Annotated in this window: 10 protein-coding genes, 7 tRNA genes and 6 rRNA genes; all 23 read left to right on the top strand. The window is 50.5% G+C overall.

What is annotated here, in order from left to right; all coding sequences use genetic code 11:
• The first annotated feature begins 261 nt into the window (after nucleotides 1-261).
• The 23 genes from tilS to rrf (ABR335_RS00110) all read left to right on the top strand — a co-directional run bounded on the left by tilS (nucleotide 262) and on the right by rrf (ABR335_RS00110) (nucleotide 23,022).
• Complete coding sequence (gene tilS, locus ABR335_RS00220) at nucleotides 262-1,698, top strand: tRNA lysidine(34) synthetase TilS (RefSeq protein ID WP_017550861.1); 1,437 nt, start codon at nucleotides 262-264, stop codon at nucleotides 1,696-1,698.
• The gene (gene hpt / locus ABR335_RS00215; protein WP_014096553.1) at nucleotides 1,682-2,230 is read left to right on the top strand and encodes a hypoxanthine phosphoribosyltransferase; all 549 of its coding nucleotides are present in this window, start codon (nucleotides 1,682-1,684) and stop codon (nucleotides 2,228-2,230) included. Before tilS ends, hpt begins: the two co-directional genes overlap by 17 nt.
• Nucleotides 2,231-2,396: 166 nt before the next feature.
• On the top strand, nucleotides 2,397-4,409 hold the full coding sequence (gene ftsH / locus ABR335_RS00210; protein WP_014096552.1) for an ATP-dependent zinc metalloprotease FtsH: 2,013 nt from the start codon (nucleotides 2,397-2,399) through the stop codon (nucleotides 4,407-4,409).
• A 151-nt stretch (nucleotides 4,410-4,560) separates the two neighbouring features.
• Nucleotides 4,561-5,331, top strand: a complete 771-nt coding sequence (locus tag ABR335_RS00205) for a type III pantothenate kinase (RefSeq protein ID WP_017550860.1) — start codon at nucleotides 4,561-4,563, stop codon at nucleotides 5,329-5,331.
• Between the two features lie 15 nt (nucleotides 5,332-5,346).
• On the top strand, nucleotides 5,347-6,228 hold the full coding sequence (gene hslO, locus ABR335_RS00200; RefSeq protein ID WP_017550859.1) for an Hsp33 family molecular chaperone HslO: 882 nt from the start codon (nucleotides 5,347-5,349) through the stop codon (nucleotides 6,226-6,228).
• Nucleotides 6,229-6,561: 333 nt separating this feature from the next.
• The gene (gene cysK / locus ABR335_RS00195; RefSeq protein ID WP_014096549.1) at nucleotides 6,562-7,488 is read left to right on the top strand and encodes a cysteine synthase A; all 927 of its coding nucleotides are present in this window, start codon (nucleotides 6,562-6,564) and stop codon (nucleotides 7,486-7,488) included.
• Between the two features lie 227 nt (nucleotides 7,489-7,715).
• Complete coding sequence (gene folP, locus ABR335_RS00190; RefSeq protein ID WP_350346395.1) at nucleotides 7,716-8,552, top strand: dihydropteroate synthase; 837 nt, start codon at nucleotides 7,716-7,718, stop codon at nucleotides 8,550-8,552.
• On the top strand, nucleotides 8,530-8,898 hold the full coding sequence (gene folB, locus ABR335_RS00185; RefSeq protein WP_014096547.1) for a dihydroneopterin aldolase: 369 nt from the start codon (nucleotides 8,530-8,532) through the stop codon (nucleotides 8,896-8,898). Before folP ends, folB begins: the two co-directional genes overlap by 23 nt.
• Nucleotides 8,891-9,409 (top strand): 2-amino-4-hydroxy-6-hydroxymethyldihydropteridine diphosphokinase, encoded by a 519-nt coding sequence (gene folK, locus ABR335_RS00180; RefSeq protein WP_017550858.1) that lies wholly within the window; start codon nucleotides 8,891-8,893, stop codon nucleotides 9,407-9,409. The genes folB and folK overlap by 8 nt, the downstream gene beginning before the upstream one ends.
• Before the next feature lie 330 nt (nucleotides 9,410-9,739).
• On the top strand, nucleotides 9,740-11,227 hold the full coding sequence (lysS, locus tag ABR335_RS00175; RefSeq protein WP_104851063.1) for a lysine--tRNA ligase: 1,488 nt from the start codon (nucleotides 9,740-9,742) through the stop codon (nucleotides 11,225-11,227).
• Nucleotides 11,228-11,622: 395 nt separating this feature from the next.
• Nucleotides 11,623-13,176 (top strand): 16S ribosomal RNA (locus tag ABR335_RS00170).
• A gap of 318 nt (nucleotides 13,177-13,494) precedes the next feature.
• Nucleotides 13,495-16,427 (top strand): 23S ribosomal RNA (locus ABR335_RS00165).
• 367 nt (nucleotides 16,428-16,794) lie between these two features.
• Nucleotides 16,795-16,910, top strand: a 5S ribosomal RNA gene (gene rrf / locus ABR335_RS00160).
• Nucleotides 16,911-16,918: 8 nt separating this feature from the next.
• Nucleotides 16,919-16,994, top strand: a tRNA-Val gene (locus ABR335_RS00155).
• Between the two features lie 7 nt (nucleotides 16,995-17,001).
• A tRNA-Lys gene (locus tag ABR335_RS00150) sits at nucleotides 17,002-17,074 on the top strand.
• A gap of 70 nt (nucleotides 17,075-17,144) precedes the next feature.
• Nucleotides 17,145-17,219: transfer RNA gene (locus tag ABR335_RS00145), tRNA-Gly, on the top strand.
• Between the two features lie 12 nt (nucleotides 17,220-17,231).
• A tRNA-Leu gene (locus ABR335_RS00140) sits at nucleotides 17,232-17,320 on the top strand.
• Between the two features lie 10 nt (nucleotides 17,321-17,330).
• A tRNA-Arg gene (locus tag ABR335_RS00135) sits at nucleotides 17,331-17,404 on the top strand.
• Between the two features lie 7 nt (nucleotides 17,405-17,411).
• Nucleotides 17,412-17,488, top strand: a tRNA-Pro gene (locus tag ABR335_RS00130).
• Between the two features lie 9 nt (nucleotides 17,489-17,497).
• Nucleotides 17,498-17,573 (top strand) — tRNA-Ala (locus ABR335_RS00125).
• Between the two features lie 120 nt (nucleotides 17,574-17,693).
• Nucleotides 17,694-19,247: ribosomal RNA gene (locus ABR335_RS00120) — 16S ribosomal RNA — on the top strand.
• Nucleotides 19,248-19,565: 318 nt separating this feature from the next.
• Nucleotides 19,566-22,498, top strand: a 23S ribosomal RNA gene (locus ABR335_RS00115).
• Between the two features lie 408 nt (nucleotides 22,499-22,906).
• Nucleotides 22,907-23,022 (top strand): 5S ribosomal RNA (gene rrf, locus ABR335_RS00110).
• Together the 16S, 23S and 5S rRNA genes with 7 tRNA genes alongside form the textbook arrangement of a ribosomal RNA operon.
• The last annotated feature ends 181 nt before the right edge of the window (nucleotides 23,023-23,203 follow it).

Genomic DNA, 23,203 nt, shown 5'->3' with positions numbered 1-23,203 from the left:
AAATGAACAAAATATTGCCGCTCTGTTGCCTGCCGCAAAAAGTAGTTCTCGTAGAAATCGATGGTCGGGCTTGATGGAAAAACTGAAGTTCCTTTTTATAGCGCAAATTTTACGCAAACGTCCATGCAAGCAAAAGGATGGAAATGAATATTCAGGATAAATACACCGGCACAAATTCTTTAAAGCAGAATATGTTTAGAAATTTGGAAATGCCCATGTTACAATGGAAATAACAAAACGGTACCGAAAAGGACAGGTTTTATGCTCGCATTTGAGGACAATGTATTCCATTTTATCAGGAAACACAGGCTGATTGAGGCGGGAGACCATTTGCTCGTAGCGGTTTCCGGCGGGCCGGATTCACTTGCGCTCCTCCACTTTCTCACTTCGCGAAGGGAGCGCTTCCGTGTAAAGATAACAGCCGCTCATGTTAACCATATGCTAAGGGGGGAAGCGTCCTGTAAAGACCTTTTGTTTGTCAAAAGCTTTTGCGAATCTCACCGTATCGGTTGTGAAACGGCAGAAATCCCGGTGCTGGAAAAAGCGAAGGAAGAAGGCCTTGGCATTGAAGAAGCAGCGAGAAAATACCGGTATGCTTTTCTCGCTGAAGCAATGGAGAAAACCGGCGCCAATAAAGTTGTATTAGGCCACCACGGCGATGACCAGATGGAAACGGTACTGATGCGGCTTACAAGGGGCGCAGGCGGAAAGGGAAGGGCAGGCATTCCGTTTCGCCGGCCGTTTGCAAAGGGAGAAATCATCCGTCCGCTATTGGGCACGGCCAAAAAAGAAATCATAGATTACTGCGCCCATTATCATCTCGAACCACGCACCGATGAAAGCAACGCATCCCCCGACTTTGCAAGAAACCGGTTTCGTGCGTCCGTCCTGCCTTTTCTAAAGAAAGAAAACCCGCGGGCCCATTTGCATTTTCAAAGATTCAGCGAAGAGCTTTTGGAAGATGAAATCTATCTTTACGGGCTGGCGCAGGAAAAATTAAAGCAGATGGCGGAAACAGGGTCCGGAACTTGCACGCTCGATCTCCGGAAGTTCAAAGGGATGCCTATGCCTTTACAAAGGCGGGCGATTCATCTAATATTAAAATATCTTTACAATGAAGACATAAAAGACGTCACAGCGATACATACAGATGCCGTTTTAAAACTGGCTTCAGGCTCCAATCCGTCCGGGAGCGCCGATCTCCCCGGCGGCTTAAAGGCTGTAAGGGACTACGGGCGCATGGCCTTTTCTTTTGGGCGCCGCCCCGCCCGTTCTGCATATCAATATGTCTTGGATGAAGGGATGAAGATTGATCTGCCGAACGGGTATACGATAAAGCTTGTAAAAAGCAAAATTTCATATTCATCCCTGCCAAAGAATATGCTATTATTACACATAAACGACACTTCTCTCCCCCTTATTGTCCGTACAAGGAAACCGGGGGACAGAATTGAAGCAAAAGGACTAAATGGTTCAAAAAAGGTAAAAGATATATTTATTGATGAGAAAATTTCAAAGCCGGAGCGGGATTTGTGGCCGGTTGTAACCGATTCAAAAGGGAACATCCTGTGGCTTCCGAATCTGAAAAAAGCAAAGTTTGAATCCGGGCTTATTTTACCTGATGAAACCTACTATGTCGTGCACTATTGTAAGCAAACAACTTCTAGGGGGCAATCGCAAGATGAATCAGGATATTGAAAAAATCCTCATTACAGAAGAGGAAGTCCAGCGAAAAGTAAAGGAATTGGGGGAGCAGCTGACGAAAGAGTATGATGGCAGATTTCCGCTTGCGATCGGGGTATTAAAAGGCGCCATGATGTTTATGGCCGATCTTGTCAAGCATATGGATACATATTTGGAAATGGATTTTATGGACGTATCGAGCTACGGGAATTCTACTGTTTCATCCGGAGAAGTCAAAATCTTAAAAGACTTGGATACCTCGGTGGAAGGGCGCGATGTCCTGATTATCGAAGACATTATTGACAGCGGGATGACGCTCAGTTACCTGGTTGAATTGTTCCGCTACCGGAAAGCAAAATCCATTAAAATCGTCACATTGCTCGACAAACCATCGGGTCGGAAAGCGGACATCCAGGCTGACTATGTCGGATTCATTGTCCCGGATGAATTCGTTGTCGGATACGGCCTTGACTATGCGGAAAAATACCGCAACCTTCCGTATATCGGCATCCTGAAGCCAGCTGTTTATACCCATGAGGGGGAGTAAGAATTCCGAAAAAAGAGGACTATCATTGTGAAATTCAGGCTATATGTATGGAAAAGCAAACGGTCTGTGAAAAAAAGATGAAAAACGGGTGCAAAATATTGTTAAATTAAAAACCACTATAGTACTATTGAATATAGTTTTTTAAGACCGTGGGAGGAGGTAAGGAATGAATCGGATCTTCAGAAATACAATTTTCTACGTATTATTATTTGTCGTCCTGATCGGGATCGTAAGTTTTTTTAACCGCAGCAGCGAAACGACGGAAACGATATCCTATGATCAATTTGTTTCTTATTTGGATAATGGCAGTGTAAAGAGTATAACAACGCAGCCTTCAAGGGGCGTTTATGAGATCCGGGGCCTGCTGAAAGACGGCAATAAACAGTTTATTACGTATGTTATGGATGACCAGGCCATGCTGAACCGGATCGATAAAGCGGCGCACGATCAAAAAGTGAAAGTCGATGTCCTCCAGGCAAAAGAAACGAATGGATGGGTTTCTTTCCTGACATCCATTATTCCGTTTGTGATTATTTTCATTCTGTTCTTCTTCCTGATGAACCAGGCACAGGGCGGGGGCGGCCGTGTCATGAATTTCGGGAAGAGCAAAGCAAGGCTTTACAATGACGACAAAAAGAAAGTCCGTTTCCGTGACGTTGCCGGCGCGGATGAAGAGAAACAGGAACTTGTCGAAGTCGTCGAATTCTTAAAAGATCCACGCAAGTTTTCCGAACTGGGTGCCCGTATCCCGAAAGGCGTACTGCTTGTCGGGCCTCCGGGAACCGGTAAAACATTGCTGGCAAGGGCAGTTGCAGGTGAAGCAGGCGTTCCTTTCTTCTCCATCAGCGGTTCTGATTTTGTCGAAATGTTTGTCGGTGTCGGTGCAAGCCGGGTTCGTGATTTATTTGAAAACGCGAAAAAGAACGCGCCTTGTATTATCTTTATTGATGAAATTGACGCAGTCGGGCGCCAGCGTGGTGCAGGGCTCGGCGGCGGCCATGATGAACGTGAACAGACGTTGAACCAGCTGCTCGTTGAAATGGACGGATTTAGCGCCAATGAAGGAATCATTATTATTGCGGCAACAAACCGCCCGGATATTCTTGATCCTGCGCTTCTGCGGCCGGGACGCTTTGACCGTCAGATTACGGTTGACCGACCGGATGTCCACGGGCGTGAAGCTGTGCTGCGTGTCCATGCGCGCAATAAGCCGCTTGACCCGTCCGTCGATTTAAAAGCGATTGCCCAACGGACACCAGGTTTTTCCGGAGCCGATCTGGAAAACCTGCTTAATGAAGCAGCGTTGATTGCGGCAAGGGCTTCCAAGAAAAAAATTGACATGCAGGATATTGATGAAGCGACAGACCGCGTCATTGCCGGACCGGCGAAAAAGAGCCGGGTCATTTCGGAAAAAGAACGCAATATTGTGGCCTTCCATGAATCCGGGCATACCGTTATCGGGCTTGTGCTCGATGAAGCGGAAATTGTCCAGAAAGTGACCATTGTGCCGCGCGGACAGGCCGGCGGGTACGCGATGATGGTACCGAAAGAAGACCGTTATTTCATGACAAAACCAGAATTGCTCGATAAGATTACGGGGCTTCTCGGCGGCCGTGTATCCGAAGAAATTACGTTCGGTGAAGTGTCAACGGGCGCATCCAACGACTTTGAACGCGCAACCGGCATTGCGAGAAGGATGGTAACTGAATTTGGGATGAGCGATAAGCTTGGCCCTCTCCAGTTCGGGTCTTCGCAAGGCCAGGTATTTTTGGGCAGAGATATTAACAATGACCAAAATTATTCCGATAAAATTGCCTACGAAATTGATACAGAGATTCAAAATATCATTAAAACCTGTTATGAACGGGCACGGCAGATCTTGCTTGAACACCGCGATAAGCTGGAACTGATCGCAAAAACGCTGCTTGAAGTGGAAACATTGGATGCAAAACAAATCAAGCATCTGTTTGAACATGGCACGTTGCCTGAACAGCCTGCGAAATCCCAGGATCCGGCTGAAATCGGTGGAACCGAGCCGCGCGTGAACCTGCAGTCGAAGCAGGGCGGCATCAAAGAAGTGGATCCGGGTGCCGGAAATAATTCGGATACCGGGATGCCAGATGAAAAACGGCCGGGGAAACTGGGACCATCAAGACCGGCAGATGATGATCAACTTTGATAGGTTGCAAATCATTTAAAAAAGCACCGTCTGAAAAAAAAGGCGGTGCTTTTTTATGGCTAGGGAACCAAATGAAAGCATTCTCTAAATCACGGAGATTATGGTATGATGGTTGCATAAAAACTAACAGAAAAACAAAGTGGTGAGCATAATGTTATTGGTGATCGATGTGGGGAATACAAACATTGTATTAGGTGTATACGATAAAGATGAACTAAAATATCATTGGCGCATTCAAACCGTCCGGGATAAAACGGAAGATGAATACGGCATGTCTATGAAAGCCTTGTTCCGCCATGTCGGCATTCACTTTAACGATATTACTGGCATTATTATTTCTTCTGTGGTGCCTCCAATTATGTACGCACTGGAGCGGATGTGCAGCAAATATTTCCACGTTTCGCCGCTTATCGTCGGCCCAGGGGTGAAAACAGGGCTCGACATCAAATACGATAATCCGCGTGAGGTGGGGGCGGACCGGATTGTCAATGCGGTCGCCGGCATCCACGAATACGGCAGTCCGTTAATTATTGTCGACTTCGGGACAGCGACTACTTATTGTTATATTAACGAGGAAAAGCAGTATATGGGGGGAGCGATTGCGCCGGGCATCAGCATCTCAGCGGAAGCCCTGTACTCGAGAGCAGCCAAACTGCCCCGGATAGAAATCGCGAGCCCGGATGATATTATTGGCCGGAACACCGTTAGTGCCATGCAGGCAGGCATTGTTTTCGGCTATGTCGGACAGGTTGAAGGTATCGTGTCCCGGATGAAAGCAAAAAGTAAAAAAGACCCGGTCGTCATTGCAACAGGCGGGCATGCACCCCTCATTGCAAAAGAATCAAAAAGCATTGATATCGTCGACCAATTTTTGACTTTAAAAGGGTTGCACTTGATTTATAACCGAAACTTACAGCATTAAAGGAGGATTTTTCTTTTGGCGGATTATTTAATTAAAGCATTAGCGTATGACGGGCAGGTCCGGGCATACGCTGCGGAAACAACGGAAACCGTTGGAGAAGCCCAACGGAGGCACTACACTTGGCCGACAGCTTCCGCCGCGCTGGGCAGAACGTTGACAGCGGGGGCGATGATGGGGGCCATGCTGAAGGGGGATGAAAAAATTACGATCAAAGTGGAAGGCGGCGGACCGATCGGTGTCATTCTGGTAGACGCGAATGCACACGGGGAAGTCCGGGGCTATGTTACCAATCCGCAAACCCATTTTGATTTAAACAAAAAAGGAAAGCTGGATGTCCGGCGTGCAGTCGGGACAGATGGGACGCTTACCGTTGTAAAAGATCTCGGGCTTCGTGAGAATTTTTCAGGCCAGGTTCCGCTTGTATCCGGCGAGCTCGGCGAAGATTTTACGTATTATTTTGCCGCTTCCGAACAAGTGCCATCTGCAGTCGGTGTCGGTGTGCTGGTTAATCCCGACAACACGATTCTGGCTTCCGGCGGGTTTATCATCCAGTTGATGCCGGGAACAGACGAGAAAGTCATCTCGGAAATTGAAAATAAAATTTCTGATACCGCCCCGATTTCCGACCTTATCCGCCAGGGGCTTTCGCCGGAAGAAATATTGGCAAATCTGCTCGGCGAAGAAAATGTGCAGATATTGGAGAAAATGGCAGTACGGTTTGAATGCACCTGCTCCAAAGAAAAATTTGCTTCTGCTATGATCGGCCTCGGCAAACAGGAGCTCAGGGACATGATCGAGGAAGACGGGCAAGCTGAAGCCGTCTGCCATTTCTGTCGTGAAAAATACCATTTTAGCCGTGAAGATCTGGAACAAATGCTGGAAGAAGCAAAGGGGTAAGGCGAAAGCCGTGAGGGCAGGATGATTTTCGGCAAAACGGCCTTCCTTTTCAGATGAATGCGGGCCCCTTGAGCGCGAATGGGCAACTTTTAACCAAGTTGTCTAATCGGGGCTGGCCTGTTTGATTGACGGAAGCTTGCCCCGTCCCGTTGCAATAGCCGTCGCTTGATCAAGAAGCCCGGCGCCAGTGGCTAAAAAAGCGATATTGCCGGCATTGTTTCTTAGGCACTTTGTCATAGAATAGCAAGGCATTTTGGTTGACAATTGCGTAAAAAGATGTTAATTTTTAGATATTAAACCAATAAAAATACTCGGAATATGGGGTGGATGATTTTGGCAAAGTATGTGAACTCTGTTGCTGAATTGGTCGGCAACACACCGGTTGTAAAAGTAAACCGTCTGACAAATGAAAATGATGCAGAAGTGTATTTGAAGCTGGAATATTTCAACCCGGCCAGCAGTGTAAAAGACCGGATTGCTCTCGCGATGATTGAAGACGCTGAACAAAAAGGACGCTTAAAACCGGGCGACACCATTGTTGAACCGACAAGCGGCAACACGGGAATCGGGCTTGCCATGATTGCGGCTGCAAAAGGATACAAAGCTGTCATTGTCATGCCGGAAACAATGAGTATGGAACGTCGCAGCCTACTGCGTGCATACGGGGCAAAGCTTGTTTTAACCCCGGGCTCTGAAGGCATTAAAGGCGCAGTAAATAAAGCGGAACAACTCGTGAAAGAAAACGGCTATTTTATGCCACAGCAATTCAAAAACCCGGCCAACCCGGAAATCCACCGTTTGACAACCGGTAAAGAAATCATTGAACAAATGGGAGATCAGCTCGATGCTTTTGTTGCCGGCGTCGGCACCGGCGGAACGATTACAGGGGCTGGCCAGGCGCTGCGCGAAGCTTATCCAGGTATCAAAATTTATGCTGTTGAACCGGATGACTCCCCGCTGTTGTCTGAAGGCAAACCGGGCCCGCACAAAATTCAAGGTATCGGCACCAACTTTGTCCCTGAAACACTTGATAAAGAAATTTACGATGAAATTATCCGTGTCACAACGGATCAGGCTTTCAAAGCGGCAAAAGATACAGCGGCAAAAGAAGGCATTCTCGGCGGGATTTCTTCCGGTGCTGCCGTTTACGCTGCCCTTGAAGTGGCGAAAAAACTCGGCAAAGGCAAAAAAGTGCTTGCCATCATTCCGGATACCGGCGAACGCTATTTGAGCACCCCGCTTTACCAGTTTGAAGATTAAAAACGATAAAACCCGCGGAGAAACGCCCCGCGGGTTTTTCTTTTCACAGCCTATCTATGCTGGTTTGAAACGCCAGCCTCTAGTTGGCATCCGGCAGCTTTTTTAGTAGGGCGCCCGGGGTGATCCCGGATCTGCTCCAGCGACCCACATCTTTGTATTCCGTATTAATCGATGGCCGCGGATGTGATAGACTATAATTATTGAACTGAAAAAGGGGAGAACAGCAGTTGAAGTGTGGTTCGTTTACGTTCGATTTTACCCGTAAAACCTATGTAATGGGCATATTAAATGTAACGCCCGATTCTTTTTCGGACGGAGGGGATTTTTTTCAGCCTGAGAAAGCGGTGGAACATGCGTATCAGATGGTAGAGGACGGTGCCGATCTGCTCGATATTGGCGGAGAGTCGACAAGGCCGGGGCATCAGCCGGTGTCAGCAGAGGAAGAACTGGAGAGAATCTTGCCGGTCATTCACGCGGTGGCAGGAAAAATCCAGGCGCCGCTTTCTGTCGATACGTATAAAGCGAGAACTGCGGAAGAAGCAATAAAAGCAGGCGCACATATCATCAATGATGTATGGGGGGCAAAACGGGATCCGGAAATCGCCGATGTTGCCGCACAGTACAACGTTCCGATTATTTTAATGCATAACCGCGAAAAGCCGCAGTATGAACATTTTATGCGGGACTGTCTGAACGATCTGTATGAAAGCATCACGATTGCAAAAAAAGCAGGCGTCGAGGACCGGCAAATCATCCTCGATCCGGGTATCGGGTTTGCGAAAGGTTTTCAGGAAGACATGGAAATGATGCGAAACCTCGACAAACTTGTTGGACTCGGCTATCCCGTTCTGCTTGCTGCCTCAAGGAAGCGCATGATCGGAAGCGTGCTCGGGCTGCCGACGGGCGAAAGAATGGAAGGCACTGGGGCGGTATGCTGCTTTGGCATCATGAAAGGCTGCCATATGGTCCGTGTCCACGATGTAAAACCTGTAAGCAGAATGGTGAAAATGATGGACGCCCTCGTCGGAAAAGGGGAACAGGATGGACAAAATTTATATTCATGATATGGAATTTTACGGTTACCACGGCGTATTGCCCGAGGAAAATAAACTGGGCCAGCGCTTCCGTGTATCCATCGTGCTTGGTTTGGACTTAAAGCAGGCGGGCGAAACCGACCGGCTGGAAGAAACCGTCAGTTATGCGGATGTCTATGCATGCGTGAAAAAAATTGTTGAAGGGCAGCCTTTCAAGCTCCTTGAAGCTGTCGCAGAAAAACTGGCTGCTTCCATTCTCGCTTTATACGAAAAAGTTGCGGAAGTCACAGTCAAAGTAACCAAACCGGACCCGCCCATTCCCGGCCATTACAAGTCCGTTGCGGTCGAAATTACAAGGAGAAGAAAGAATGGATAATCTCGCTTATTTGGCACTCGGATCCAATATTGAACCGCGATTTGATTATCTTCAGCACGCCATCCGGTTACTTAGAAACAACCCGGACATAAAGGTTTGCAAAGTTTCATCCATTTATGAAACCAATCCTGTCGGTTACACCGAGCAGGGACAGTTTTTAAATATGGCTGTTCAAATTGAAACGCGGTTATCCCCTTTTGACCTGCTCGCTGCCTGCCTTGAGATTGAAAAAAAGTTACGGAGAAAAAGGGAAATTCATTGGGGACCGCGGACAATAGACCTTGACATTTTGTTGTATAATCAGGAAAATATGAAAACAGAGAATCTTACCATTCCGCACCCGCGCATGCATGAACGGGCATTTGTTTTGGTTCCCCTCGCGGAATTGGACCATGCACTTTGCGACCCTGTAACCAAAACCCCGTATGCGGAACTGCTGAAAAAGTGCACAGACAAAGATGGTGTCCGGCTGTGGAAACAGATCACAGGGGATACTGCTTTCTTGCCATAAAGGGTACCCCCGGGCATTTTAAACAACCCGGCGGCGGCTTTATACTGAAATACGGATTGGTGTATAACCGGTACGGAAACAACGACAGGCCATGTAACGGAGTACTGCCGGAGGAATCCCGGCAGTACTTGCTTGTATACATACAAAGAAAAAACCTGGTGAAAGGATGTCTGAACGCGAAAGATTGTGTACAATAATAGAGGTATACGTCTATAATGGCTAATGTTGGGCGGCAGAACCTTTCATACTTGAAGAGGGCGGAAAATAAGGAAAGGCGTCTTTCCTTTTCTATCATATTGGCCGGCATTTTTAACGATTGGAGGAAAAAAGATGAGTGGCGAAAATATAAATGAACAGTATCTGGTCCGGAAAGAAAAAATGGAGGCGCTCCGCGAAAAAGGGGTGGACCCGTTCGGCAAGCGTTTTGAACGGACAACCGACACGGAAGAATTAAAACAAAAATACGGCGAATGCACGGAAGAACAACTGGAAGAAAAAGAGATTCCAGTTGCCATTGCCGGGCGGATCATGACAAAACGGCGGAAAGGAAGGGCCGGGTTTGCCCATATCCAGGACTTGAAAGGGAAAATCCAGTTTTATATTCGCCAGGACGCAGTCGGCGAAGAACAGTACGAGTTATTCAAAAGCACGGACCTTGGCGACATTGTCGGGCTTAAAGGCACGGTTTTCCGGACAAAAGTGGGCGAATTGTCCGTCAAAGTCAAAGAATTTATTCTGTTAACAAAAGCGCTGCGCCCGTTGCCGGATAAATTCCACGGCCTGCGGGACATCGAGCAGCGGTACCGTCAGCGTTATCTCGACCTGATTATGAGTGAAGAAAGTAAAAACACGTTCATTACAAGAAGCCGCATTATCCAGTCCATCCGCAATTATTTGGACAAGAACGGCTATTTGGAAGTCGAAACGCCGATGATGCATGCCATTGCAGGTGGGGCGGCTGCACGGCCGTTTATCACCCATCACAATGCGCTCGATATCGACCTTTATATGCGGATTGCGATTGAACTCCACCTGAAACGGTTGATTGTCGGCGGGTTGGAAAAAGTCTATGAAATCGGCCGCGTTTTCCGCAATGAAGGAATCGATACCCGCCATAACCCGGAATTCACGATGCTTGAGCTGTACGAAGCATATGCGGATTTTAACGATATTATGCAGCTGACTGAAAACATGATTGTGCACACAGCAAAAGAAGTACTCGGCACCACCGCCATCCGGTACGGCGAACATGAAGTAAATCTTGAACCGGAATGGTGCCGCCTGCATATGGTCGATGCAATTAAAGAATATACGGGCGTCGACTTCTGGAATGTGACAAGCACCGAAGAAGCAAGGGCACTTGCAAAAGAACACCATATTGAAATCACGGAACATATGGAATACGGGCATATCGTCAATGAATTTTTCGAGCAAAGGGTAGAAGAAAAACTGATCCAGCCGACTTTCGTTTACGGGCACCCGGTCGAAATCTCGCCGCTTGCTAGAAAAAATGAAAAAGACCCGCGGTTTACAGACCGGTTTGAACTGTTCATTGTCGGCCGTGAACATGCCAATGCCTTCACCGAACTGAATGACCCGATCGACCAGCGCGAACGTTTCGTGAACCAGCTGAAAGAGCGCGAGCAGGGGAATGACGAAGCGCACCAAATGGATGAAGACTTTATTGAAGCATTGGAATACGGCATGCCGCCAACAGGAGGACTCGGCATCGGCGTTGACCGGCTTGTCATGTTGCTGACCAATGCCCCGTCTATCCGGGACGTGCTGCTCTTCCCATTAATGAAAAGCAGGGATTAAGCAAAGCAAAACTTACAAAAAGCAGCGGGGCAGGAACCGCTGCTTTTTGAAAACATTATTTTAATATAATATTAACGTTCAAGTGGCCAGTTTCTTGGGAATGGATGTTTGTTATGGCCAACCGTAAGCTTTTTTCCTGCTTTGGTGAAAGGAAGCAGGCTTCAGCTTGTTTGAAAAATAAATGGCGAAAAACTATTGCATTCGTGCCAAATGCATGGTATAGTAATATTCGTTGGCTAATTAAATGCCTACTGAAATACAGATTTGAAAAAGTTGTTGACAATAGTATTCGTTTGTAGTAGAATATTAAAGTCGCTTAGAAAGCAACACAGATTGTTCCTTGAAAACTGGACAAAACGAAACGTCAAATTCTTTTTGAGCTTTTATCAAACATCTTTACTGAGAGTTTGATCCTGGCTCAGGACGAACGCTGGCGGCGTGCCTAATACATGCAAGTCGTGCGGACCTTTTAAAAGCTTGCTTTTAAAAGGTTAGCGGCGGACGGGTGAGTAACACGTGGGCAACCTGCCTGTAAGATCGGGATAACGCCGGGAAACCGGGGCTAATACCGGATAGTTTTTTCCTCCGCATGGAGGAAAAAGGAAAGACGGCTTCGGCTGTCACTTACAGATGGGCCCGCGGCGCATTAGCTTGTTGGTGGGGTAACGGCTCACCAAGGCAACGATGCGTAGCCGACCTGAGAGGGTGATCGGCCACATTGGGACTGAGACACGGCCCAAACTCCTACGGGAGGCAGCAGTAGGGAATCTTCCGCAATGGACGAAAGTCTGACGGAGCAACGCCGCGTGAGTGAAGAAGGCCTTCGGGTCGTAAAACTCTGTTGCCGGGGAAGAACAAGTGCCGTTCGAACAGGGCGGCGCCTTGACGGTACCCGGCCAGAAAGCCACGGCTAACTACGTGCCAGCAGCCGCGGTAATACGTAGGTGGCAAGCGTTGTCCGGAATTATTGGGCGTAAAGCGCGCGCAGGCGGCTTCTTAAGTCTGATGTGAAATCTTGCGGCTCAACCGCAAGCGGTCATTGGAAACTGGGAGGCTTGAGTGCAGAAGAGGAGAGTGGAATTCCACGTGTAGCGGTGAAATGCGTAGAGATGTGGAGGAACACCAGTGGCGAAGGCGGCTCTCTGGTCTGTAACTGACGCTGAGGCGCGAAAGCGTGGGGAGCAAACAGGATTAGATACCCTGGTAGTCCACGCCGTAAACGATGAGTGCTAAGTGTTAGAGGGTTTCCGCCCTTTAGTGCTGCAGCTAACGCATTAAGCACTCCGCCTGGGGAGTACGGCCGCAAGGCTGAAACTCAAAGGAATTGACGGGGGCCCGCACAAGCGGTGGAGCATGTGGTTTAATTCGAAGCAACGCGAAGAACCTTACCAGGTCTTGACATCCTCTGATCTCCCTGGAGACAGGGCCTTCCCCTTCGGGGGACAGAGTGACAGGTGGTGCATGGTTGTCGTCAGCTCGTGTCGTGAGATGTTGGGTTAAGTCCCGCAACGAGCGCAACCCTTGACCTTAGTTGCCAGCATTGAGTTGGGCACTCTAAGGTGACTGCCGGTGACAAACCGGAGGAAGGTGGGGATGACGTCAAATCATCATGCCCCTTATGACCTGGGCTACACACGTGCTACAATGGATGGTACAAAGGGCTGCGAGACCGCGAGGTTAAGCCAATCCCAGAAAACCATTCCCAGTTCGGATTGCAGGCTGCAACCCGCCTGCATGAAGCCGGAATCGCTAGTAATCGCGGATCAGCATGCCGCGGTGAATACGTTCCCGGGCCTTGTACACACCGCCCGTCACACCACGAGAGTTTGTAACACCCGAAGTCGGTGAGGTAACCTTTACGGAGCCAGCCGCCGAAGGTGGGACAGATGATTGGGGTGAAGTCGTAACAAGGTAGCCGTATCGGAAGGTGCGGCTGGATCACCTCCTTTCTAAGGGGAAAAGCGTAGGGCGCTCGTTCATCGGCGTACGGATTTCGTAGTCTTCGACTGAGATAAAGGAAACACGATGAGCCTTAAAGGCGAATCGATGCCCGCTTATCGTAGGGAGAAGACGTAGAAATACGCTAGCCGATAGCGCCCGGAGCTAGACAGAAAAGGAAAACTTCGTTTTCCAAAATCAAGTTTGACGTTTCCGTTTTGTTCAGTTTTGAAGGTTCAATCCTTCAACATGTGTTCTTTGAAAACCGGATAGGAGAAACAAACCAAGTAAACCGAGAATCGCTTATTTTTGGATTTAAACCTTTTTATGGTTAAGTTAGAAAGGGCGCACGGCGGATGCCTTGGCACTAGGAGCCGATGAAGGACGGTACAAACACCGATATGCTCCGGGGAGCTGTACGTAAGCTTTGATCCGGAGATTTCCGAATGGGGAAACCCCCTGTCTTTAATCGGACAGGATTCCTGCCTGAATCCATAGGGCAGGAAGGGCACACCCGGGGAACTGAAACATCTCAGTACCCGGAGGAAGAGAAAGCAATTGCGATTTCCCAAGTAGCGGCGAGCGAACAGGAAACAGCCCAAACCGGAAGGCTTGCCTTCCGGGGTTGTAGGACACTCATATGGGAGTTACAAAAGAACGGGGTAAGTGAAGCGGCCTGGAAAGGCCTGCCGGAGAAGGTAAAAGCCCTGTAACTGAAACTTCGTTCTCTCCCGAGTGGATCCTGAGTACGGCGGGACACGAGGAATCCCGCCGGAATCCGGGAGGACCATCTCCCAAGGCTAAATACTCCCTAGTGACCGATAGTGAACCAGTACCGTGAGGGAAAGGTGAAAAGCACCCCGGGAGGGGAGTGAAAGAGATCCTGAAACCGTGTGCCTACAAGTAGTCAGAGCCCGTTAACGGGTGATGGCGTGCCTTTTGTAGAATGAACCGGCGAGTTACGGTCTCATGCAAGGTTAAGCTGAAGAAGCGGAGCCGCAGCGAAAGCGAGTCTGAACAGGGCGAAAGAGTATGAGGCCGCAGACCCGAAACCAGGTGATCTACCCATGTCCAGGGTGAAGGCAAGGTAACACTTGCTGGAGGCCCGAACCCACGCACGTTGAAAAGTGCGGGGATGAGGTGTGGGTAGCGGAGAAATTCCAATCGAACTTGGAGATAGCTGGTTCTCTCCGAAATAGCTTTAGGGCTAGCCTCAAGCGAAGAGTTTTGGAGGTAGAGCACTGTTTGGACGAGGGGCCCTCATCGGGTTACCGAATTCAGACAAACTCCGAATGCCAAAAACTTATGCTTGGGAGTCAGACTGTGAGTGATAAGATCCATGGTCGAAAGGGAAACAGCCCAGACCGCCAGCTAAGGTCCCAAAGTATACGTTAAGTGGAAAAGGATGTGGCGTTGCTTAGACAACCAGGATGTTGGCTTAGAAGCAGCCATCATTCAAAGAGTGCGTAATAGCTCACTGGTCGAGTGACGCTGCGCCGAAAATGTACTGGGGCTAAACGTATCACCGAAGCTGCGGATGGACACCGTATGGTGTCCGTGGTAGGAGAGCGTTCTAAGGGCGTTGAAGCCGGACTGGAAGGACCGGTGGAGCGCTTAGAAGTGAGAATGCCGGTATGAGTAGCGAAAGAAGGGTGAGAATCCCTTCCACCGAATGCCTAAGGTTTCCTGAGGAAGGCTCGTCCGCTCAGGGTTAGTCGGGGCCTAAGCCGAGGCCGAAAGGCGTAGGCGATGGACAACAGGTTGATATTCCTGTACCGCCTCTTCACCGTTTGAACGATGGGGGGACGCAGGAGGATAGGGCAAGCGCGACACTGGTTGATCGCGTCCAAGCAGTTAGGCCGGTGCGGAGGCAAATCCTTCGCGCCAAGGCGGAGCTGTGATGGCGAGGGAAATTTTAGTACCGAAGTTCCTGATTCCACACTGCCAAGAAAAGCCTCTAGTGAGGTGAAAGGCGCCCGTACCGCAAACCGACACAGGTAGGCGAGGAGAGAATCCTAAGGTGAGCGAGAGAACTCTCGTTAAGGAACTCGGCAAAATGACCTCGTAACTTCGGGAGAAGGGGTGCTTTTTGGGGTGTATGCCCCGGGAAGCCGCAGTGAATAGGCCCAGGCGACTGTTTAGCAAAAACACAGGTCTCTGCGAAGCCGCAAGGCGAAGTATAGGGGCTGACACCTGCCCGGTGCTGGAAGGTTAAGGAGAGGGGTTAGCCGTCAGGCGAAGCTCTGAACTGAAGCCCCAGTAAACGGCGGCCGTAACTATAACGGTCCTAAGGTAGCGAAATTCCTTGTCAGGTAAGTTCTGACCCGCACGAAAGGTGTAACGATCTGGGCACTGTCTCAACGAGAGACTCGGTGAAATTATAGTACCTGTGAAGATGCAGGTTACCCGCGACAGGACGGAAAGACCCCATGGAGCTTTACTGCAGCCTGATATTGAATTTTGGTACAGCTTGTACAGGATAGGTAGGAGCCTTGGAAACCGGAGCGCCAGCTTCGGCGGAGGCATCGGTGGGATACTACCCTGGCTGTATTGAAATTCTAACCCGCACCCCTTACCGGGGTGGGAGACAGTGTCAGGCAGGCAGTTTGACTGGGGCGGTCGCCTCCTAAAAGGTAACGGAGGCGCCCAAAGGTTCCCTCAGAATGGTTGGAAATCATTCGCAGAGTGTAAAGGCATAAGGGAGCTTGACTGCGAGACTTACAAGTCGAGCAGGGACGAAAGTCGGGCTTAGTGATCCGGTGGTTCCGCATGGAAGGGCCATCGCTCAACGGATAAAAGCTACCCTGGGGATAACAGGCTGATCTCCCCCAAGAGTCCACATCGACGGGGAGGTTTGGCACCTCGATGTCGGCTCATCGCATCCTGGGGCTGTAGTCGGTCCCAAGGGTTGGGCTGTTCGCCCATTAAAGCGGTACGCGAGCTGGGTTCAGAACGTCGTGAGACAGTTCGGTCCCTATCCGTCGCGGGCGCAGGAAATTTGAGAGGAGCTGTCCTTAGTACGAGAGGACCGGGATGGACGCACCGCTGGTGTACCAGTTGTCTTGCCAAAGGCATCGCTGGGTAGCTATGTGCGGAAGGGATAAGTGCTGAAAGCATCTAAGCATGAAGCCCCCCTCAAGATGAGATTTCCCACAGTTTATACTGGTAAGATCCCTGAAAGATGATCAGGTTGATAGGTCCGGGGTGGAAGCGCGGCGACGCGTGGAGCTGACGGATACTAATCGATCGAGGACTTAACCAAATAGAAAAGCGGAGGTGCCTTGTTTAGCCCCGACAAGCGAATGTTCTGACCGGCATGGAGCCGTCTTTTGGCTCCGTGACGGGCAGGTTATTCGACCTCGAGGGGCTAGGCACCGGAGCTGGACAATAGAAAAGCGGAAGCGCCTCGCTCATCGGCGTACGGATTTCGGAGCTTTCGACTGAGATAAAGGAAACACGGCGAGCCCCTAAAGGCGAGCCGATGTTGACTTATCGTAGGGAGAAAGCGCAGAAATACGCTAGCCGATAGGCGCTGGAGCTAGACAATTCTCAAAGTTAGAAACGCGTTCTCCGTTTACAGTTTTTTCTCCCATCCGGTTTTCAGGGAACACATCCCAAAATTATACAGGTCCGGTGATAATGGCGGAAAGGTCACACCCGTTCCCATCCCGAACACGGAAGTTAAGCTTTCCAGCGCCGATGGTAGTTGGGGGTTTCCCCCTGCGAGAGTAGGACGTTGCCGGGCCATAATACGGAGGATTAGCTCAGCTGGGAGAGCGTCTGCCTTACAAGCAGAGGGTCGGCGGTTCGATCCCGTCATCCTCCACCATAAATATGAGCCATTAGCTCAGTTGGTAGAGCATCTGACTTTTAATCAGAGGGTCGCAGGTTCGAATCCTGCATGGCTCATCATATTTAGCAGGAAATAAGAATTTCAGCCTGTTCAAAGACGGCCTGAAATTCTTTGACCTGAATTTTTGCGGAAGTAGTTCAGTGGTAGAACATCACCTTGCCAAGGTGGGGGTCGCGGGTTCGAATCCCGTCTTCCGCTCCATTTTTTTCTCTTGCCGGGGTGGCGGAATTGGCAGACGCACAGGACTTAAAATCCTGCGGTAGGTGACTACCGTACCGGTTCGACTCCGGTCCTCGGCACCATTCGATATATGCGCCCATAGCTCAATTGGATAGAGCGTTTGACTACGGATCAAAAGGTTAGGGGTTCGACTCCTCTTGGGCGCGCTATATACGGGAAGTAGCTCAGCTTGGTAGAGCACATGGTTTGGGACCATGGGGTCGCAGGTTCGAATCCTGTCTTCCCGACCATTCAAATTCGGGGCCTTAGCTCAGCTGGGAGAGCGCCTGCTTTGCACGCAGGAGGTCAGCGGTTCGATCCCGCTAGGCTCCACCAAAAAAAGTATTGACTTCTAAATAAATAAGTGTTATACTTTAAAAGTTGCTGTTTGTGATTGTTCCTTGAAAACTGGACAAAACGAAACGTCAAATTCTTTTTGAGCTTTTATCAAACATCTTTACTGAGAGTTTGATCCTGGCTCAGGACGAACGCTGGCGGCGTGCCTAATACATGCAAGTCGTGCGGACCTTTTAAAAGCTTGCTTTTAAAAGGTTAGCGGCGGACGGGTGAGTAACACGTGGGCAACCTGCCTGTAAGATCGGGATAACGCCGGGAAACCGGGGCTAATACCGGATAGTTTTTTCCTCCGCATGGAGGAAAAAGGAAAGACGGCTTCGGCTGTCACTTACAGATGGGCCCGCGGCGCATTAGCTTGTTGGTGGGGTAACGGCTCACCAAGGCAACGATGCGTAGCCGACCTGAGAGGGTGATCGGCCACATTGGGACTGAGACACGGCCCAAACTCCTACGGGAGGCAGCAGTAGGGAATCTTCCGCAATGGACGAAAGTCTGACGGAGCAACGCCGCGTGAGTGAAGAAGGCCTTCGGGTCGTAAAACTCTGTTGCCGGGGAAGAACAAGTGCCGTTCGAACAGGGCGGCGCCTTGACGGTACCCGGCCAGAAAGCCACGGCTAACTACGTGCCAGCAGCCGCGGTAATACGTAGGTGGCAAGCGTTGTCCGGAATTATTGGGCGTAAAGCGCGCGCAGGCGGCTTCTTAAGTCTGATGTGAAATCTTGCGGCTCAACCGCAAGCGGTCATTGGAAACTGGGAGGCTTGAGTGCAGAAGAGGAGAGTGGAATTCCACGTGTAGCGGTGAAATGCGTAGAGATGTGGAGGAACACCAGTGGCGAAGGCGGCTCTCTGGTCTGTAACTGACGCTGAGGCGCGAAAGCGTGGGGAGCAAACAGGATTAGATACCCTGGTAGTCCACGCCGTAAACGATGAGTGCTAAGTGTTAGAGGGTTTCCGCCCTTTAGTGCTGCAGCTAACGCATTAAGCACTCCGCCTGGGGAGTACGGCCGCAAGGCTGAAACTCAAAGGAATTGACGGGGGCCCGCACAAGCGGTGGAGCATGTGGTTTAATTCGAAGCAACGCGAAGAACCTTACCAGGTCTTGACATCCTCTGATCTCCCTGGAGACAGGGCCTTCCCCTTCGGGGGACAGAGTGACAGGTGGTGCATGGTTGTCGTCAGCTCGTGTCGTGAGATGTTGGGTTAAGTCCCGCAACGAGCGCAACCCTTGACCTTAGTTGCCAGCATTGAGTTGGGCACTCTAAGGTGACTGCCGGTGACAAACCGGAGGAAGGTGGGGATGACGTCAAATCATCATGCCCCTTATGACCTGGGCTACACACGTGCTACAATGGATGGTACAAAGGGCTGCGAGACCGCGAGGTTAAGCCAATCCCAGAAAACCATTCCCAGTTCGGATTGCAGGCTGCAACCCGCCTGCATGAAGCCGGAATCGCTAGTAATCGCGGATCAGCATGCCGCGGTGAATACGTTCCCGGGCCTTGTACACACCGCCCGTCACACCACGAGAGTTTGTAACACCCGAAGTCGGTGAGGTAACCTTTACGGAGCCAGCCGCCGAAGGTGGGACAGATGATTGGGGTGAAGTCGTAACAAGGTAGCCGTATCGGAAGGTGCGGCTGGATCACCTCCTTTCTAAGGGGAAAAGCGTAGGGCGCTCGTTCATCGGCGTACGGATTTCGTAGTCTTCGACTGAGATAAAGGAAACACGATGAGCCTTAAAGGCGAATCGATGTTGACTTATCGAAGGGAGAAGACGTAGAAATACGCTAGCCGATAGCGCCCGGAGCTAGACAGAAAAGGAAAACTTCGTTTTCCAAAATCAAGTTTGGCGTTTCCGTTTTGTTCAGTTTTGAAGGTTCAATCCTTCAACATGTGTTCTTTGAAAACCGGATAGGAGAAACAAACCAAGTAAACCGAGAATCGCTTATTTTTGGATTTAAACCTTTTTATGGTTAAGTTAGAAAGGGCGCACGGTGAATGCCTTGGCACTAGGAGCCGATGAAGGACGGTACAAACACCGATATGCTCCGGGGAGCTGTACGTAAGCTTTGATCCGGAGATTTCCGAATGGGGAAACCCCCTGTCTTTAATCGGACAGGATTCCTGCCTGAATCCATAGGGCAGGAAGGGCACACCCGGGGAACTGAAACATCTCAGTACCCGGAGGAAGAGAAAGCAATTGCGATTTCCCAAGTAGCGGCGAGCGAACAGGAAACAGCCCAAACCGGAAGGCTTGCCTTCCGGGGTTGTAGGACACTCATATGGGAGTTACAAAAGAACGGGGTAAGTGAAGCGACCTGGAAAGGCCTGCCGGAGAAGGTAAAAGCCCTGTAACTGAAACTTCGTTCTCTCCCGAGTGGATCCTGAGTACGGCGGGACACGAGGAATCCCGCCGGAATCCGGGAGGACCATCTCCCAAGGCTAAATACTCCCTAGTGACCGATAGTGAACCAGTACCGTGAGGGAAAGGTGAAAAGCACCCCGGGAGGGGAGTGAAAGAGATCCTGAAACCGTGTGCCTACAAGTAGTCAGAGCCCGTTAACGGGTGATGGCGTGCCTTTTGTAGAATGAACCGGCGAGTTACGGTCTCATGCAAGGTTAAGCTGAAGAAGCGGAGCCGCAGCGAAAGCGAGTCTGAACAGGGCGAAAGAGTATGGGGCCGCAGACCCGAAACCAGGTGATCTACCCATGTCCAGGGTGAAGGCAAGGTAACACTTGCTGGAGGCCCGAACCCACGCACGTTGAAAAGTGCGGGGATGAGGTGTGGGTAGCGGAGAAATTCCAATCGAACTTGGAGATAGCTGGTTCTCTCCGAAATAGCTTTAGGGCTAGCCTCAAGCGAAGAGTTTTGGAGGTAGAGCACTGTTTGGACGAGGGGCCCTCATCGGGTTACCGAATTCAGACAAACTCCGAATGCCAAAAACTTATGCTTGGGAGTCAGACTGTGAGTGATAAGATCCATGGTCGAAAGGGAAACAGCCCAGACCGCCAGCTAAGGTCCCAAAGTATACGTTAAGTGGAAAAGGATGTGGCGTTGCTTAGACAACCAGGATGTTGGCTTAGAAGCAGCCATCATTCAAAGAGTGCGTAATAGCTCACTGGTCGAGTGACGCTGCGCCGAAAATGTACCGGGGCTAAACGTATCACCGAAGCTGCGGATGGACACCGTATGGTGTCCGTGGTAGGAGAGCGTTCTAAGGGCGTTGAAGCCGGACCGGAAGGACCGGTGGAGCGCTTAGAAGTGAGAATGCCGGTATGAGTAGCGAAAGAAGGGTGAGAATCCCTTCCACCGAATGCCTAAGGTTTCCTGAGGAAGGCTCGTCCGCTCAGGGTTAGTCGGGGCCTAAGCCGAGGCCGAAAGGCGTAGGCGATGGACAACAGGTTGATATTCCTGTACCGCCTCTTCACCGTTTGAACGATGGGGGGACGCAGGAGGATAGGGCGAGCGCGACACTGGTTGATCGCGTCCAAGCAGTTAGGCCGGTGCGGAGGCAAATCCTTCGCGCCAAGGCGGAGCTGTGATGGCGAGGGAAATTTGAGTACCGAAGTTCCTGATTCCACACTGCCAAGAAAAGCCTCTAGTGAGGTGAAAGGCGCCCGTACCGCAAACCGACACAGGTAGGCGAGGAGAGAATCCTAAGGTGAGCGAGAGAACTCTCGTTAAGGAACTCGGCAAAATGACCCCGTAACTTCGGGAGAAGGGGTGCTTTTTGGGGTGTATGCCCCGGGAAGCCGCAGTGAATAGGCCCAGGCGACTGTTTAGCAAAAACACAGGTCTCTGCGAAGCCGCAAGGCGAAGTATAGGGGCTGACACCTGCCCGGTGCTGGAAGGTTAAGGAGAGGGGTTAGCCGTCAGGCGAAGCTCTGAACTGAAGCCCCAGTAAACGGCGGCCGTAACTATAACGGTCCTAAGGTAGCGAAATTCCTTGTCAGGTAAGTTCTGACCCGCACGAAAGGTGTAACGATCTGGGCACTGTCTCAACGAGAGACTCGGTGAAATTATAGTACCTGTGAAGATGCAGGTTACCCGCGACAGGACGGAAAGACCCCATGGAGCTTTACTGCAGCCTGATATTGAATTTTGGTACAGCTTGTACAGGATAGGTAGGAGCCTTGGAAACCGGAGCGCCAGCTTCGGCGGAGGCATCGGTGGGATACTACCCTGGCTGTATTGAAATTCTAACCCGCACCCCTTATCGGGGTGGGAGACAGTGTCAGGCAGACAGTTTGACTGGGGCGGTCGCCTCCTAAAAGGTAACGGAGGCGCCCAAAGGTTCCCTCAGAATGGTTGGAAATCATTCGCAGAGTGTAAAGGCATAAGGGAGCTTGACTGCGAGACTTACAAGTCGAGCAGGGACGAAAGTCGGGCTTAGTGATCCGGTGGTTCCGCATGGAAGGGCCATCGCTCAACGGATAAAAGCTACCCTGGGGATAACAGGCTGATCTCCCCCAAGAGTCCACATCGACGGGGAGGTTTGGCACCTCGATGTCGGCTCATCGCATCCTGGGGCTGTAGTCGGTCCCAAGGGTTGGGCTGTTCGCCCATTAAAGCGGTACGCGAGCTGGGTTCAGAACGTCGTGAGACAGTTCGGTCCCTATCCGTCGCGGGCGCAGGAAATTTGAGAGGAGCTGTCCTTAGTACGAGAGGACCGGGATGGACGCACCGCTGGTGTACCAGTTGTCTTGCCAAAGGCATCGCTGGGTAGCTATGTGCGGAAGGGATAAGTGCTGAAAGCATCTAAGCATGAAGCCCCCCTCAAGATGAGATTTCCCACAGTTTATACTGGTAAGATCCCTGAAAGATGATCAGGTTGATAGGTCCGGGGTGGAAGCGCGGCGACGCGTGGAGCTGACGGATACTAATCGATCGAGGACTTAACCACGAAAAGCGGAAGCGCCTTGGTCATCGGCGTACGGATTTCGGAGCTTTCGACTGAGATAAAGGAAACACGGCGAGGTATCGAGCCGATGTTGACTTATCGTAGGGAGAAAGCGTAGAAATACGCTAGCCGATAGGCGCTGGAGCTGGACAACAGAAAAGCGGAGGTGCCTTGTTTAGCCCCGACAAGCGAATGTTCTGACCGGCATGGAGCCGTCTTTTGGCTCCGTGACGGGCAGGTTATTCGACCTCGAGGGGCTAGGCACCGGAGCTGGACAATAGAAAAGCGGAGGTGCCTTGCCAAAGGCGCTGGAGCTAGACAATTCTCAAAGTTAGAAACCAAAGCTATTCTCCGTTTACAGTTTTTTCTCCCATTCGGTTTTCAGGGAACACATCCCAAAAATTATACAGGTCCGGTGATGATGGCGGAAAGGTCACACCCGTTCCCATCCCGAACACGGAAGTTAAGCTTTCCAGCGCCGATGGTAGTTGGGGGTTTCCCCCTGCGAGAGTAGGACGTTGCCGGGCCAAATCAAAACCGCAGACGATTTGTCTGCGGTTTTTGCGTGTTAATGTACTCGGCTCATTGCTTTTTTTCGGAATGCAGGGCCGTTTTGCTTAAAGTTATTATATGAAGCGACAGAAAGGGATTTTTTAACTTTCGTGGTCTTCTTGATGACAGAAATCAGCCGAAAAGCACAGATAGCCG

Source organism: Heyndrickxia faecalis (genome assembly GCF_040267745.1).
GTDB lineage: Bacteria > Bacillota > Bacilli > Bacillales > Bacillaceae_C > Weizmannia > Weizmannia faecalis.
This window is presented reverse-complemented; position numbering and strand designations above follow the sequence as displayed.

Coding starts and splice junctions, on each gene's coding strand:
- hpt (WP_014096553.1), top strand. CDS start 1,682: ATGAATCAGGATATTGAAAAAATCCTCATTACAGAAGAGGAAGTCCAG.
- folK (WP_017550858.1), top strand. CDS start 8,891: ATGGATAATCTCGCTTATTTGGCACTCGGATCCAATATTGAACCGCGA.
- ftsH (WP_014096552.1), top strand. CDS start 2,397: ATGAATCGGATCTTCAGAAATACAATTTTCTACGTATTATTATTTGTC.
- tilS (WP_017550861.1), top strand. CDS start 262: ATGCTCGCATTTGAGGACAATGTATTCCATTTTATCAGGAAACACAGG.
- folB (WP_014096547.1), top strand. CDS start 8,530: ATGGACAAAATTTATATTCATGATATGGAATTTTACGGTTACCACGGC.
- ABR335_RS00205 (WP_017550860.1), top strand. CDS start 4,561: ATGTTATTGGTGATCGATGTGGGGAATACAAACATTGTATTAGGTGTA.
- lysS (WP_104851063.1), top strand. CDS start 9,740: ATGAGTGGCGAAAATATAAATGAACAGTATCTGGTCCGGAAAGAAAAA.